Origin of the sequence: Acidaminobacterium chupaoyuni (genome assembly GCF_047936785.1) — a bacterium.
Lineage (GTDB): Bacteria > Bacillota > Clostridia > Oscillospirales > Butyricicoccaceae > Acidaminobacterium > Acidaminobacterium chupaoyuni.
The window spans coordinates 1-16,263 of record NZ_CP176394.1 but is presented as its reverse complement, the minus strand read 5'-3'; the positions used below and the strand labels follow the sequence as shown (position 1 = coordinate 16,263).

Genomic DNA, 16,263 nt, shown 5'->3' with positions numbered 1-16,263 from the left:
CTCATTGCATCTGCCCAGGCATTGCCCGATAAAAGGGGGGATTGTGGAAAAATATACAGGGAAACTGTTTGCCCTCTCATACTTTGGGTGGATGACAGGAAAGATATTTTCCTGTTATAATTTTTAAAAATAAACGATTGAACAAATCGGATATCAGCCGGCAAAGCGAGAGCAAGACCGCGGCCGAGAAGCTGAAATGATTCTAATCGGAGGAACAAGAATGAAAAGAAGAATAGTAAGTTTGCTGATGGCCCTGTGCCTGTGCATGGGGATGCTGCCCACAGCGGCCGTTGCCGCGGAAGGAACCGATGCGGCCGCATCCGCCGCGAGCATGACGGCCGCCACAAACACCAGCAACGGCAAAGCGATCCAGATGGGGACCAGCGGTCTCTTGGCTCCCGCAACTTTCAAAAAGAATTTTGCTTATTTTGGAAATTATGAGGATGACACCCCCATCAAGTGGATGACGCTCGATGGCACCAGCACCAATACTGGCGCGCCCGGTGTGTTCATGACCGTGTATATCCCCAGTGAGATGCTTGAGATGGTTAATTTGAATTCTTATGGCGATTATAAATCGCTGACTGACACGGCCTATGTGAATCTGGCGAATCGGTATTTCAGCCAGGCAGAGAAAGCAGCCATCCTGTCTACCTCCAAAACCGATGCCGCCTATTCCGCCAGCTGGCCTGCCGGCCAATATATCAGTGGCGAGAAGCTGTTCTCCCTTTCCGCAGAGGAGATCATGAGCAGTTCCTACTTTCCTATAGAAACTTTTCGCTCGCCGAATACCTCTGAAATTTGGCTTCGCTCAAAGTATGAAGCGAATGAGAATAGCGGGATGGCTGTATATGGCGCAACCGCCAAGAAACCGATAGAGGGGATGATGGGGAAGCTGCTGCTTCGGCCCGCTGCGAACATTCCGGCCGAAAATATCTTGTTTACCAACAACACCACTTACACCGGCGACACAAAAACAAATTCTGCCCTGGGTTCTTTTTCTCAGGTAGGGGCTACGGCAGAGAACGCTGAATGGAAGTTCACCATAAAGGACAGCAGCCGCAGTTTCCAGGTTACAAGCAAAAGCCTCAACGGCATGGCACTTACGGTGAACTATTCCGGCGCGAAAACCGGAACCAACGAGTATATTTCCGCAGCGTTGGTGGACAGCGGCAACAATATGCTCTATTATGGCAGATTGAAGCAGGCCGATGCCGCCGCAGGTTCTGCCACCCTTGATCTATCCGGCATCAATATGGCCGACGGTCTCACCCTTTATTTCTTTAACGAGCAGTGCAACGGCGCGCAAAAGACCGATTATTCCAGCCCGCTTGTGGCCGTGGACCCCGGCTTCACCGCTTATACCGTCACCAGCACGCTCACCGGCCTCACCTATGACGGCTCCACCTCCGTGACCGCGGGAACCGCGCTGGATATCAACCTGGATGTGACGGATAAAGAGAACAATCAAGCCCCCAGTTCCATTACCGTTGCCATGGGCGGCCGGACATTGACCGCGGGAACCGAATATAAATATTACAATTATGGCAATTACGGCAGATTGATGCTGTCATCCGTCACGGGAAATGTGGAAATCACGGCATCCAGCGTAAAGCGGGAGGCCCATCTGGCAGTGGATAAGCAAAGTCTATCCTTCACCGCCTGTACCGGTTATACCACCTCACTCTCACAGACCGTGAAAATTTCGGCAATGGACAAACAAACCTATGTAGTGGGGCTGTGGCTTACGGGCACGAATAAAGACTCGTTTGAAAAGAGTTTCTCAGGCAACTCTACCTATTCTGACGGTACAGTCTCTGTCGGCGGGAGTTATAATATGGGAGACACCTGGAGCTTTAAACCGAAGGCCGGCCTGAGTCCCGGCACTTACACTGCGACCATTTTGGCCCGCTGGAGTAAGAATGGCATGTTTGAGACCTTCCAGGAGATCCCTGTCACTTTCACCGTTTCCGACACCGGCCATGATTGGAGATACACGCTGAATAACACGGGAGACACCATCACCGCCGCCTGCGCCACTAACAGCGGCCACAAAGCTCAAGTGAAGATCTCTGCCGGTGATGCGGAATATGGCGCGGGCAAGAACGCAAAAGAATATGAGACCGCCAGCGTGACCGACGCAGGGAACTGGGTGAATTATTTCGGCAGTCTGCCCGCGATTTCCTATCAGGGAGTCTATGAGGCCGGCCAGACCGTTACCGCACAAATCACGGCGGGCGGGCAGACCGCCGGCGTAAGCTACCATATTACAAAAGCCAGCCGCACCATTGCAGCGCCTGTGGAAAAAAGCAAAACCACCGATTCTGTTACGCTGAATGCTGTTGCCCCCAGCGTGGGTGACGGCACGGTGGAATATGCCTGCAGCGCGACCAATAACGCCCCGGCTGACGGCTGGCAGACCGGCACCACATTCACAGGGCTGACGCTGGGCACGACCTATTATTTCTTTGCCCGCGTCACCGGCAGCACCTCTTATGCCGATGCCACCGGCAGCGGCGCTGCGATCACGACATTGACACATACCCACAGCTGGACATACAGTGCCAGCGGCGCAACCTTGACAGCGACCTGCGCCGGCGACAGCAGCCACACCGCCAGCCTGACCCTTTCGGCAGCAAATGCGGTCTGCACCGGCGGTGAACAGAAAACGGCCACACTGGGCGATACAAGCGCGTGGGCACAATATGGTTTGCCGGTTCCCGAGATCCAATATTCCGGCGACACCACGAATGTAACAACAGACGGTGTGACGGCCGGCATCACGGCGGGCGGCCAAACCGCCGGCGTGAACTATCGGATCACCCCCGCCGACCTCACCGCAGACGGCACAAAGAACATCAGCGAAGAATATGGCAAGAAGCTGTCGCAGATCGCGATTCCTGCCGATTTGAAAGCAAAACTGGGAATAGGGGAAATAAACGGCACATGGGAATGGGTTTATACAGCGGGCCTGACCGCTGACACCGTATTGGACGCCGGCACAAATGCCATCGCTCTTACCGCGCGATTTACACCCGCCGCGAACACGGGCAACTATAACGCGCTGACGGAAAAGATCCAAATCACCATCCGAAAAAAACAATTGAATCTCTCTGGGGTGAAATGGAATATCGGCGGCAGCCCCTTCACTTATGACGGCAAGATTAAGGGCGTGAGCCTGAGCGGCACAATGCCCGCCGGCGTCACCGTTATCAAGGCCGGAGATACCGCCGTCAACGCCGGGAATTACACCGCCAGCGCAGCCTTTGCTCTGGCTGACGGATATGATGAGGCCAATTATGAAATCACCGGTGCCGCCAATCCGCTGACCGCCGATTGGCGCATCAATAAGGCTGCCCTGGCCCTTTCCGGCTCTGCAACGCTGGTGAAGAATCTTCAAAATTCCACCGCAACCCTTGATCTGACCAAGATCAGCGGCTATCCCGCCGCCCCGGGCGGCGTGCCCGCGTTTGCGGTATTCGGCAAAACCGAAAACGGCCTGACCGGCGCCATGGTAGATGCGGGCGGTCTGCTGACCTTGGTTTCCAATGCCGACAGCGGCGACACCGCCGATACCGTGACCATCCGCGTCACCGGTATGGGAAATTATGAGGACAGCACCATCGCCGTGACGGTGTCATATATTGACAAGACCCCCGTGACCATCACGGGCGTTTCCGCCCGGAACAGCATCTATAATGGCCAGAGCCAACAGGGTTATAGCGGGAAACCCGCCAGCGATTACAAAGGGGAGTATGAGATCAGCTATAACACCCCGGATGGCAAAGCGCCCACCAACGCGGGCAGTTACACCGTGACCTTCAAGGTGCCGGACAGTGACCCCCAGTATGCAGGCGGCACCGTGTTGAACTTCACCATCGCAAAAGCCGCCGTGACCATTAAGGCAGAAGACAAATCTGCTTATGCCGGCGACGCCAGACCTGCCCTGACCTATACCGTTGCCGGGCTGGCCGATGGCGAGAACCTGAAAACCGCTCCGACCCTTTTCTGTGACGCGAATATGAGCAAAACAGGGATCTATGCCATCACCGCCGATGGTGCAGAGGCTCCACAGGGTGGAAACTATGACAGCAAGATCACTTATATGGCAGGCAAACTGACCGTCAACATCCGCCCCAGCAGCGAGGGGCCGGCAATCAAACCGAACCCGCTGCCCGTGACCACCGAGGATGTGGAAAAGAACGGCCAGACCGGCACCGCGACCACCGCCAAGCCCGAAAGCACCACCAGAGGCGACATGGCAACCGCCGACATTCTTTCCGGCGTGGGGCAGGAGCTTGTGAAGCAGGCTGAGAAAAACGACAGCGACACCGTGGTCATTGCCCCGGAAATCAAGGGCAATGTGGCCAAGACGGAAGTTTCCATCCCCTCTGAGATTGTGTCGGATCTCGGCAGCAAGACCGACGCGGATCTGGTCATTGAAACCCCTGTGGCGGCTGTCACGATTCCCAACGGAGAATTGAAAAATCTTGCCGCCGCGGGCGGCAAGGTCACGATCACCGCCGAAAACAAGGGCGGATCCATAACGCTGGCAATCACCAGCGGCGGCGAAAATGTGGCCGCGGTGGCGGGCGGCGTTACGCTCACAGTGCCCTATGAGAACGGTAAACCGGGCACCGTGGCTGTGCTGATCCGTGAAAACGGCACCCGCGAAGTCATCCGCAAATCCGTGGCCAATGGCGACGAGCCGGTTGTCACGATTCCCCTGAAGGGTTCGGCTGCCCTGGAGATCATAGATAACGGCAAGACTTTTGAGGATGTGCCTGCCCAAAACTGGGCGGCAGACGCCGTGACTTTTGTCAGCGGGCATGAGCTGTTCACCGGCACCGGCGCCAACACCTTTAGCCCCGATGCATCCATGACCCGCGGGATGCTGGCCAAGGTGCTGCACAATCTGGAGAATAACCCCGATCACGCTTTCAGCAGCAAATTTGACGATGTGGGGAACGGCCAGTGGTTCTCTGAGGCTGTTTCATGGGCCGCCGAAAAAGGCATCGTTTCCGGTTACTCCAACGGTTCCTTTGGGGCTGATGATTCCATCAGCCGTGAGCAATTGGCAGTAATGCTATACCGCTATGCGGGCAGCCCCGCCGCTTCCGCCGGGGAGCTGAATTTCAGCGACGCAGACAAGATCGACGGCTATGCCATGAACGCCATGCGCTGGGCCGTGGAAAACGGCATCATCAGCGGCAAGGGCAACAGCATTCTGGACCCCAAGGGGCAAGCCACCCGCGCCCAGGTCGCGGCTATGCTGATGCGTTATTTGAAAGCTCAAAAATAAACGGTATACAGCGATAGCGGATATGTTCACATGGGTTACATCTCACTTTGACGAAAAGATGAAGCAAAGGTTCTAAATGCCGCAATGAAAAAGCGATTGGAAAAGAACAGAAACCTGGGACAAACAGGAACCAAAAGATAAAGCACAAAAGACCCGAGATATAAAGAAAATGCCGCAGGGATGATAAATCCCTGCGGTATTTTTCTTTACGGCTCAGCCCTTGAAAAATCGACAAGTCTGGAAGCCGCCGTGCGCCGCAGTGTCATGGGCGGCCTGGGGCTGATGCAGGAGCAGATCACGCAGGTCAATCACGACGCCATGGGCTGTGATGGGTGGGAAATCAGCGCCCACGCCGCCAGTGCGCCGGATCACGAACCGATCCAGGGCAAGCAATATTCTGATGCGGAGTATACCGCGCTAAACAACAGCCTTGTGCGCCGCATCGGCACGCTCAATTGCGGCCACGCCGCGTTTCCAATCATTCTGGGTGTGAGCCGCCCGCAATATACATCGGAGGAATTACAAAAATTCCGCGAGGATAATGCCGCGGGCATCGACTATCAGGGCAAGCATTACACGATGTATGAAGCCACACAGATGCAGCGGCGCTTGGAGAGTTCCATGCGCACGCAGAAACGGCGCATATTGGGGGATGAAGCCACACAGGATAAAGAGAAGCTGCAAATCAATCAGATTCGCCTGCGGCGACTGCGGGAGGAATACAGCCGGTTTTCTAAAGCGGTGGGATTGCGCACGCAGCAGGAACGGGCAGAAGTGGCAGGGTTCGGAGCAGGGCAGGCGAAGAGGGCTGAAAAGACTGTTGAAAAGTATTCTGAGGTGCGGTACAATCAAGATGGAACAATTGTTGTGACAGACGACTGGACACGAGCGGCACACATTAGTATCCCTAAAAAATATATTCCAAACGCAGTTGTTGATACAGTTTCCAGAGACGGATTGCAGCATGACAGAACGCTGTATGGCGCAGACGGCATTATAAAAACGCAGATTCACGGAGGAAATCACGGAAATCCAAAGAAACATCCTTATGGAAAACACGGGGAACATGTTCATGATTATACATGGGCGCCCGGAAGCGAAAAGCCGGATAAGCCGGCAAGAAACCCAACAGACGCTGATAGGGTGCATCATGCTGATATTTTAGGAGGTGAGGATAGTGACAGTTGAAGATTTCAAGGATATGATGATGTGCAACGAGCCGGGTTTTTCATATAACGGTCAAGAATATTCTATATGCAGCCCAAACGGAAAGTACTATGTCCTCGCTTCTGACAGCCCGCATGATGCCGATCTGGAGTTTGACACATTGGACGATTTGTTGGATCACTGGATGATTCAGGGCAAGCCGTTTAGTCAGATTTTGCCGGATATCGAAATAGGATAAACCACCTTCCATTATGGCAGGTGGTTTTCTTATGCCCATATTGATTCAGGGCGACCGAAAGGCCGTCCTTTTTTCATACCATTTTTGCCCGGCAGGGCGTAAAACATGCAGCCGCAGGGGAAGCAACCCCCGTCAAAAAAGCATAGCGGAGAAAGGGAAAAATATGAAACGAGAATTTCTTCAGAATTTCAAGATTGGCGATGCGCCGCTGCCCAAAGAGATCATCGACGCCATCATGGACGAAAACGGCAAGGATATCGAAGCGGCGAAGAAGCCCTTTGCGGACTATGATGCCGTCAAACAGCAGCTGACTGAGGCCAACAAAGCCATTGAGGGCTTTAAGGCTCTGGATGTGGATGGCGTAAAGAAGGCTGCGGACGAGTGGAAGGCCAAGTATGAGCAGGCGGAAAAGGATCACGCCGTCAAGTTGGCTGATATGGAGTTCGACGGCCTGCTGTCCGGCGCGGTATCCGCAGCCAAGGGCAAGAACGCCAAGGCCATCCGTGCTCTGCTGGATATGGATGCGCTCAAGGCCAGCAAGAACCAAAGCGAAGATATCAAAACAGCTCTGGACATGCTCAAAAAGGACAGCGGATATCTGTTCGATGATGAGCAGATCCCGCCCCCGTATGCAGCTGGAACGGGGAAACAGACAACAACCACAAAATACAGCCCGGAAGAGAACGCCATTCGTGCGGAAGTTGCCGTGATGGTGATGCGTGCAATGAAAGGGGCAAAGTATATGCCTTTAACAGGGTGTCAATGGAAATGCTATTTGAGTATCGGCCAGCAAGGGTATCAAACAAACCGCCCTCTGTTGAGATAATAGTCATAAGTCCTTTGTTTTCGGCCAGCAGAGAGGTCAATGCCTCTGATGTAATATCATCGGCAATCAGGCGGAGCGGCTTGATTCGATTGTGTTCCAACTCTCTGCATTTTGCTTTGAGCTTGGCAGCTTCGTCTGTTTTCCCGTCCCGCTCCAATGTGTCAATTTGCTTTTTCCAACTGCTTAGGTTTGCTTGGTCAGCTTCCATCAATTCCTGACGGCGTTTGTTTTCTTTATCCTCATATTGATAAATGGGGCGGGTCATCAGGCGGATAATCGGGCTTTTCCGTTCACCGGAATTGGCAATGATGAGAATATAGAGGTTGAGCGGTTCTCCATACCTACTCTGGGGAAATATCTTGAATTTTCCCTGCACCGCACAGGAAATGGACGCAAGAGCGCAGACCGCCGCCATATCAACTGGGGTTTCTGTATTCTCTGCGACAACCTTTACCCAATCGCAGAGTGGAGCGGGAAGAAGCTTCGCAGGGAATGAGGGCAATTTGACTTCTTCAAAAGGTATCGGCATTTTCCATTTAGGCTCACACAATTCATATTTCAACTTGTGAATAGCCTGTGCTACGGTGGTGCGCGAGTTCTGCGACCACGCCAAAAGCGCCACCACCGACGACCGGCCGGAATTCCAGAACATGATCGATTCGGCCAAGGGCGGCGACTTCGACCTTGCCATCGTCCACAAGCTCGACCGCTTTTCCCGCAACCGTTACGACAGCGCCTATTACAAGCGGGAGCTGAAAAAGTGCGGCGTCACGCTGATGAGTGTGCTGGAGAATCTGGACGACAGCCCGGAGAGCATCATTCTCGAGTCGGTGCTGGAGGGCATGAGCGAATACTATTCCAAGAACCTCGCCCGCGAGGTGATGAAGGGCATGCGCGAGTCGGCCATGGAATGCCGCTATGTGGGCGGCTTCATTCCTTACGGCTTTCAGGTGAACAAGGAGACGCACAAGTATTATCTCAACGAATACGAAGCAGAGGCGGTGCGCATGGCGTTTCGGGACGTATCGGACGGCGTGGGCTACAACGAGGTGCTGACGCACTTAAACGGCATGGGCTACCGCACGCGGCTCGGCAATCTGTTCACAAAAAGCACGCTTTATGAGATGCTGCGCAACGAAAAATACAACGGCATCTACGTTTTCAACCGGGCGTCGTCCAAGAACGAATCCGGCCGACGCAACAACCACCTGAGCAAGCCCGTGGAGGACATGATCCGCATTCCCGGCGGCATGCCCCGGGTGGTGGACGAGGAGACCTTCGCCCGAGTGCAGAACATCATGGGAGGCCGCAAGCATGTCAGCCTGAACGGCGGCTCGCTGGAAAACTATCTGCTCACCGGCAAGCTGTTCTGCGGGCTGTGCGGACACCGCTATGTGGGCAACCGGCAGTATTCCGGCCGGGGCAAAAGCAAGCTCGTGACCTACCGCTGCGGCCGCCGGCACGACACCGGCGCGACCCACTGCGAAAACAAGGACGTGAACTGCGCCTATCTGGAGGATTTTATTCTCAAGCGCATCGGGGAGATCGTCTTTGACGAGGCACGCATCCCGGCGCTCATTCAGACCTACTACGATTCCTGCAGCGACCTCATCGGCGAAGCGGCGGAGCATCTGCGCAGCCTTCGGCAAAACCTGAAGGTAACCGAGGAACGCATTGCCAACATTGTGAACGTCATTGCCTCCACCGGCAGCGCCTCGCTGGCGCAGAGCCTTGACGAGCTGGAGCAGAGCCGCGAGGTGCTGCGCATTCAGATCAAGGACGAGGAGGCGGGGCTGGTGGCGCGCAAAATCGACGAGGAGGAGATCGTGGCCGCCTACCGCCGGGCGAAGGAGCTTTATGAGAGCCGCGAGCTGCCCGAACTGCGGCAGATCATCAACCTGTACCTCGACCGCGTCCTTATTTATCCCGGATATGTGGAGATCCACCTGAACAACATCCCCGGCAGTCATATCCCGCCCGACGCCGGAGAAACGCCCGCCATTGGCGGGTTACATAGCTATTGTTTTCCGACGCTGCTGCCGTCCAAAAGGGCCGCAAAGCACGCAAACGAGACCATTTGCGCCGATTTTGCCGCCGGGCGATTTGACCTCGGGACAGGGGTGCGGTGGGTCGGTGCACATAAAAAAGGCAGCCAAGATTCCATTCCTGAAACCTTGGCTGCCGCTGGTGGAGGCGAGGGGAATCGAACCCCTGTCCGAAAACCCATCCACAGGTTTTTCTCCGGGCGCAGGCGGTTATTTACATTCCCTTACGATGACGACAATCGCCAATCTTCATCGCTTGGTAGCTTCATGATGCATGGTATGCGCAAAGCTTAGCATACGCACGGACGCCACTCATCCACGCCTCTATCCGGCTCGTGGCCCTTCCGGCAGAGACGGCAGCCTAATTAGGCCGCGTAAGCAACTGTATTGTTGTTGTTTGATTTATAAAATTGCACATTTTAAAGAGGATATGCGCCTCTGCCCGCTGAACCTGATTCCGGATCCCCGTCGAAACCTTGACGCCCCCGAATGAAGTTTAGCCAACAGCAACAATCTGCTCAGTGGTTACGCTCTTTGATGGAACGATCCATCTCGCGCGCGGCATCCCGCTCGGCGGAACTGGCACGCTTATCATAAAGCTTTTTGCCTTTGGCAAGACCAATGGAAAGCTTTACACGGGAATTTTTGAAATAGAGAGAAAGGGGGACGATGGAATAACCATCGCGCTTTACAAGATTATAAAGACGCAGGATCTCGCGCTTATGCATCAGCAAACGGCGCGGGCGAAGCGGATCTTTATTGAAGATGTTGCCTTTCTCATAGGGGCTGATGCGCATTCCCAGCACAAACAGCTCGCCTTCTTTAATGCTGCAATAAGAATCTTTCAGGTTGACGGCGCCCAGCCGCACGGATTTGACCTCTGTTCCCGCAAGCTCGATGCCGGCCTCAAACGATTCTTCGATGAAAAAGTCATGCCGCGCTTTTTTGTTTTGCGCGACAAGCTTGGTGCCTTCGCTTTTCACTGCGCAGCCCTCCTTTGTTCGGAACTTATGGTAACACGCCTTGCAGAAAAAGTAAAGTGACATCTGTGTTACAGAAAATGCAAGCTCTGATAAAAATTGTAAACCTATAATAATATTGACGCGCGCGATACATAATATACAGCATAGAAAAAAAGAAGGCCTGATATCCCATGGCGGCAGATGACAGAAAAGTAATTTGAAGAAAAAAGGAAGAAAAGCAAAAAAAGCGTTGACAACGGGGATGCGGTATGGTATTCTAACAAAGCTGCTTCTGAGCGGCACAAACGAAAAGCGAGTTTGGCAGGAAGCATCCTTTGCTTCGCGGGCTTAACGGCATGGAGAATGCGACAGTGAGCTTCGAAAAAAAGGTGTTGACAAACGGCCGGCAGTTTGGTAAGATAATCAAGCGCCTTTCAAAAAGGCGGCCGAAGAAAAAGAGAAGAAAAGCGCGGAAGCATGGATCTGACGGCGAAAACGCCGGAAAGAAAAAATGAAAAAGTGCTTGACAAACTCGAAAGACTTTGGTAGAATAACAAAGCACCGTAACGAAAGCTTGTCTTTCGGAAACGGAGCGAAACAAAGAATTAGCACATTGTAAATTAAACAACGCCGAAATGAAAAAGAGGACCCTGAAGATTTTAATGAGTTTAAAAGATCTCTTTTAAACAGTAAAAAGATATAGCTAAGACAAAGCTCTAAAACGACATGAAGCGCTTCGGCGCTTGATGATAAATTATTTAGAGAGTTTGATCCTGGCTCAGGATGAACGCTGGCGGCGTGCCTAACACATGCAAGTCGAACGGAACTTACAAGCGGAAGTTTTCGGATGGAAGCTTATAAGTTTAGTGGCGGACGGGTGAGTAACGCGTGAGCAATCTACCTCTCAGTGGGGGATAACACATCGAAAGGTGTGCTAATACCGCATAATATAACGGGATCGCATGGTTCTGTTATCAAAGATTTATTGCTGAGAGATGAGCTCGCGTCTGATTAGATAGTTGGTGAGGTAACGGCCCACCAAGTCGACGATCAGTAGCCGGACTGAGAGGTTGAACGGCCACATTGGGACTGAGACACGGCCCAGACTCCTACGGGAGGCAGCAGTGGGGAATATTGCACAATGGGGGAAACCCTGATGCAGCAACGCCGCGTGAAGGATGAAGGTTTTCGGATTGTAAACTTCTTTTGTACGGGACGAAACAAATGACGGTACCGTAAGAATAAGCCACGGCTAACTACGTGCCAGCAGCCGCGGTAATACGTAGGTGGCAAGCGTTATCCGGATTTACTGGGTGTAAAGGGCGAGTAGGCGGGACTGCAAGTCAGATGTGAAAACTATGGGCTTAACCCATAGACTGCATTTGAAACTGTGGTTCTTGAGTGATGGAGAGGCAGGCGGAATTCCCGGTGTAGCGGTGGAATGCGTAGATATCGGGAGGAACACCAGTGGCGAAGGCGGCCTGCTGGACATTAACTGACGCTGAGGCGCGAAAGTGTGGGGAGCAAACAGGATTAGATACCCTGGTAGTCCACACTGTAAACGATGGATACTAGGTGTGGGGGGTACTGACCCCCTCCGTGCCGGAGTTAACACAATAAGTATCCCACCTGGGGAGTACGATCGCAAGGTTGAAACTCAAAGGAATTGACGGGGGCCCGCACAAGCAGTGGAGTATGTGGTTTAATTCGAAGCAACGCGAAGAACCTTACCAGGGCTTGACATGGTACTAACGAAGTAGAGATACATTAGGTGCCCTTCGGGGAAAGTACACACAGGTGGTGCATGGTTGTCGTCAGCTCGTGTCGTGAGATGTTGGGTTAAGTCCCGCAACGAGCGCAACCCTTATTGTTAGTTGCTACGCAAGAGCACTCTAGCGAGACTGCCGTTGACAAAACGGAGGAAGGTGGGGACGACGTCAAATCATCATGCCCTTTATGTCCTGGGCTACACACGTACTACAATGGCGGTCATACAGAGGGAAGCAAGACAGCGATGTGGAGCAAACCCCTAAAAGCCGCCTCAGTTCAGATTGCAGGCTGCAACTCGCCTGCATGAAGTCGGAATTGCTAGTAATCGCGGATCAGCATGCCGCGGTGAATACGTTCCCGGGCCTTGTACACACCGCCCGTCACACCATGAGAGCCGATAATACCCGAAGTCCATAGTCTAACCGTAAGGAGGGCGTGGCCGAAGGTAGGATTGGTAATTGGGGTGAAGTCGTAACAAGGTAGCCGTATCGGAAGGTGCGGCTGGATCACCTCCTTTCTAAGGAGACCAAACAGCTTGAAACAGAGCTGTGGAATCCGAGGTCAGAGAATCAAGGTAACTCAGCAGATTAGGTGTTGTTTAATTTAGAGTGTGCTAAGCATACTCGAAGCGAGCAAAGTAGAGCAACTCAATGGGCTCATAGCTCAGGCGGTTAGAGCGCGCGCCTGATAAGCGCGAGGTCGGTGGTTCGAGTCCACTTGAGCCCACCAAACCTTAGGAATAGGGGATGGGGAGCGAGGGTGTGAGAACGACAGATCGCTTTAACAATCTGGGGGTGTAGCTCAGCTGGGAGAGCACCTGCCTTGCAAGCAGGGGGTCGACAGTTCGATTCTGTTCATCTCCACCAGGCCGAAAGGCCGCAAAAGTACATTGAAAACTGAACAAAGATAAAGATGAAAGATAAGAGCAACGATAGAGAAGACATTTAAATGGACAAAATTTAAAGGTTTTTCTGTTTTGGCAAAGGGTAATACAAATTACAACAAATGCCGGAGGTTGCCATAATAATTCTTGAAAAAATCAATGAGAACCAAGACTGGTCAAGCATGAAAGAGCGCAAGGAGAATGCCTTGGCACTGAGAGCCGAAGAAGGACGCGACAAGCTGCGATAAGCTACGGGGAGCTGCAAATGAGCATTGATCCGTAGATTTCCGAATGGGGAAACCCCCGCGGGAAAAGCCCGCGGATCGTTAACTGAATCCATAGGTTAACGAGGGGAACCGCCTGAACTGAAACATCTAAGTAGGGCGAGGAAGAGAAATCAAACGAGATTCCGCTAGTAGTGGCGAGCGAAAGCGGAAGAGGCCAAACCGGAAGTAGCAATATTTCCGGGGTTAGGACAGCAACAAGTATCAATCAGAGTAACCGAAGCGTATGGGAAGACGCGCGAAACAAAGTGAGAGCCTTGTAGGTGAAACTTGAGATTGAGCTAGCTGTATCCAGAGTACCGCGGGACACGAGGAATCGCCGTGGGAAGACGGGTGGACCACCATCCAAGCCTAAATACTACTCAGTGACCGATAGAGGAGCAGTACCGTGAGGGAAAGGTGAAAAGAACCCCGGGAGGGGAGTGAAAGAGAACCTGAAACCTTGTGCTTACAAGCACTCAAAGCACGTTAAAGTGTGATGAGGTACTTTTTGTAGAACGGTCCGGCGAGTTATTGTATCATGCGAGGTTAAGGAACTGGAGTTCCGGAGCCGAAGGGAAACCGAGTGTTAATAGCGCGACAAAGTATGCTGCAATAGACCCGAAACCGGGTGACCTATCCATGAGCAGGTTGAAGTGGAGGTAAAACTCCATGGAGGACCGAACGCACGCCTGTTGAAAAAGTCGGCGATGACTTGTGGATAGCGGAGAAATTCCAATCGAACCCGGAGATAGCTGGTTCTCCCCGAAATAGCTTTAGGGCTAGCGTTATGTTAGATTACCGGAGGTAAAGCACTGAATGGTCTAGGGGCCGCGAGGTTACCAAAGCCTATCAAACTCAGAATGCCGGATAATTGATGCATAGCAGTCAGACTACGTGAGATAAGTCTCGTGGTCAAAAGGGAAACAGCCCAGATCCACAGCTAAGGTCCCTAATTAATGCTAAGTGTAAAACGATGTGAAGTTGCACAGACAATCAGGATGTTGGCTTAGAAGCAGCCACACATTCAAAGAGTGCGTAATAGCTCACTGATCGAGTGGCTTTGCGCGGAAGATATAACGGGGCTAAGCATTAAACCGAAGCTTGGGCTTGCATGTAAATGCAGGGGTAGGGGAGCGTTCTTAACGGGGCGAAGCAAGAGCGGAAGCACTTGTGGACTGTTAAGAAGTGAGAATGCCGGAATAAGTAGCGAGAATTATGTGGGAATCATAATGGTCGAAAATCTAAGGTTTCTTGGGGAAGGTTCGTCCGCCCAAGGTAAGCCGGGAGCTAAGGCGAGGCCGAAAGGCGTAGTCGATGCACATACGGTGGAAATTCCGTAGCCGCTGACATTTAAACCAGAGGGACACTTGAGGATAGCATGACCCGGGCGATGGTCGCCCCGGGCGAAAGGGACCGAAATATAAGTAGGGAAGCATGCGATGCCTTGAGGCGAGAAAAGCTCTGGCGAATACTAAAGCGCCCGTACCGCAAACCGACACAGGTAGATGAGGAGAGAATCCTAAGACCAACGGGAGAAGGGTTGTCAAGGAACTAGGCAAATTTGGCTCGTAACTTCGGGATAAGAGTCGCCACAGCGATGTGGCCGCAGTGAAAAGGCCCAAGCGACTGTTTAACAAAAACACAGGTCTCTGCTAAATCGAAAGATGACGTATAGGGGCTGACGCCTGCCCGGTGCTGGAAGGTTAAGAGGAGAGGTTAGCGCAAGCGAAGCTTTGATCTGAAGCCCCAGTAAACGGCGGCCGTAACTATAACGGTCCTAAGGTAGCGAAATTCCTTGTCAGGTAAGTTCTGACCCGCACGAATGGCGTAACGATTTGGGCACTGTCTCGACAGCCCGCCCGGCGAAATTGTAGTACTGGTGAAGATGCCAGTTACCCGCAACTAGACGGAAAGACCCCATGGAGCTTTACTGTAGCTTGATACTGGATTCTGATATTTCATGTACAGGATAGGTGGGAGACTTGGAAACTTGGGCGCCAGCTCAGGCGGAGTCAACCTTGGGATACCACCCTTGAAATATTGGAATTCTAACCTGCACCCGTGAATCCGGGTGGGGGACACTGTCAGGTGGGCAGTTTGACTGGGGCGGTCGCCTCCAAAAGAGTAACGGAGGCGCTCAAAGGTTGGCTCAGCGCGGTCGGAAATCGCGCATAGAGTGTAAACGCAAAAGCCAGCCTAACTGCGAGACAGACATGTCGAGCAGTAACGAAAGTTGGAGTTAGTGATCCGGTGGTATGTGAGTGGAAATGCCATCGCTTAACGGATAAAAGCTACCCTGGGGATAACAGGCTGATCTCCCCCAAGAGTCCATATCGACGGGGAGGTTTGGCACCTCGATGTCGGCTCATCACATCCTGGGGCTGGATTCGGTCCCAAGGGTTCGGCTGTTCGCCGATTAAAGTGGTACGCGAGCTGGGTTCAGAACGTCGTGAGACAGTTCGGTCCCTATCTGTTGCGGGCGTAGGAGATTTGCAGAGAGCTGTCCTTAGTACGAGAGGACCGGGATGGACGCACCTCTGGTGCACCAGTTGTCACGCCAGTGGCATAGCTGGGTAGCTATGTGCGGAATTGATAAACGCTGAAGGCATCTAAGCGTGAAACAAACTCTAAGATTAGATCTCCCATCCGAAAGGAGTAAGGCCCCACGAAGACTACGTGGTTGATAGGTCAGAGATGTAAGTGCAGTAATGCATTGAGTCGACTGATACTAATAGGCCGAGGGCTTGACCTAAATTATTAGGTAACCTCGTTTCTCCCATTCTTTCTTCCCTTTGTTCAGTTTT

At 52.8% G+C, this 16,263-nt stretch carries 5 protein-coding genes, 2 tRNA genes, 2 rRNA genes, 1 other RNA gene and 2 pseudogenes; 9 read left to right on the top strand and 3 right to left on the bottom strand.

From position 1 onward, the window contains the following. Nucleotides 1-220: 220 nt before the first annotated feature. The 4 genes and pseudogenes from ACJA3I_RS00060 to ACJA3I_RS00045 all read left to right on the top strand — a co-directional run. Nucleotides 221-5,302, top strand: coding sequence for an S-layer homology domain-containing protein (locus tag ACJA3I_RS00060; RefSeq protein ID WP_458862732.1), 5,082 nt, complete (start codon nucleotides 221-223; stop codon nucleotides 5,300-5,302). 180 nt (nucleotides 5,303-5,482) lie between these two features. Continuing rightward, nucleotides 5,483-6,490: a phage minor capsid protein gene (locus ACJA3I_RS00055; RefSeq protein ID WP_458862731.1), complete on the top strand. Its 1,008-nt coding sequence runs from the start codon at nucleotides 5,483-5,485 to the stop codon at nucleotides 6,488-6,490. Further along, nucleotides 6,480-6,707 carry a hypothetical protein gene (locus ACJA3I_RS00050; protein WP_458862730.1) on the top strand — a complete coding sequence of 76 codons (228 nt, stop codon included), beginning with the start codon at nucleotides 6,480-6,482 and terminating at the stop codon, nucleotides 6,705-6,707. The genes ACJA3I_RS00055 and ACJA3I_RS00050 overlap by 11 nt, the downstream gene beginning before the upstream one ends. A gap of 13 nt (nucleotides 6,708-6,720) precedes the next feature. After that, nucleotides 6,721-7,338, top strand: a pseudogene (locus ACJA3I_RS00045) (phage scaffolding protein); the annotation flags it as partial. Here the strand turns inward: ACJA3I_RS00045 and ACJA3I_RS00040 are convergent. Next, complete coding sequence (locus ACJA3I_RS00040) at nucleotides 7,286-7,948, bottom strand: DUF3987 domain-containing protein (RefSeq protein WP_458863803.1); 663 nt, start codon at nucleotides 7,946-7,948, stop codon at nucleotides 7,286-7,288. The pseudogene ACJA3I_RS00045 and the gene ACJA3I_RS00040 overlap by 53 nt on opposite strands. A 169-nt stretch (nucleotides 7,949-8,117) precedes the next feature. Here ACJA3I_RS00040 and ACJA3I_RS00035 point away from each other — a divergent pair. Next, a pseudogene (locus ACJA3I_RS00035) lies at nucleotides 8,118-9,011 on the top strand (recombinase family protein); the annotation flags it as partial. A gap of 707 nt (nucleotides 9,012-9,718) precedes the next feature. Here ACJA3I_RS00035 and ssrA read toward each other — a convergent pair. Both ssrA and smpB read right to left on the bottom strand, forming a co-directional pair. Next, nucleotides 9,719-10,065: a transfer-messenger RNA gene (gene ssrA / locus ACJA3I_RS00030) on the bottom strand. 31 nt (nucleotides 10,066-10,096) lie between these two features. Further along, complete coding sequence (gene smpB, locus ACJA3I_RS00025; protein ID WP_458862729.1) at nucleotides 10,097-10,561, bottom strand: SsrA-binding protein SmpB; 465 nt, start codon at nucleotides 10,559-10,561, stop codon at nucleotides 10,097-10,099. Nucleotides 10,562-11,295: 734 nt separating this feature from the next. On the opposite strand from smpB, the gene ACJA3I_RS00020 reads away from it, so the two are divergent. The 4 genes from ACJA3I_RS00020 (at nucleotide 11,296) to ACJA3I_RS00005 (ending at nucleotide 16,211) form a co-directional block, all read left to right on the top strand. Next, a 16S ribosomal RNA gene (locus ACJA3I_RS00020) occupies nucleotides 11,296-12,827 on the top strand. A gap of 135 nt (nucleotides 12,828-12,962) precedes the next feature. After that, nucleotides 12,963-13,039: transfer RNA gene (locus ACJA3I_RS00015), tRNA-Ile, on the top strand. Nucleotides 13,040-13,100: 61 nt separating this feature from the next. After that, nucleotides 13,101-13,176 (top strand) — tRNA-Ala (locus tag ACJA3I_RS00010). Between the two features lie 191 nt (nucleotides 13,177-13,367). Further along, nucleotides 13,368-16,211 (top strand): 23S ribosomal RNA (locus ACJA3I_RS00005). Together the 16S and 23S rRNA genes with 2 tRNA genes alongside form the textbook arrangement of a ribosomal RNA operon. Nucleotides 16,212-16,263 lie beyond the last annotated feature (52 nt).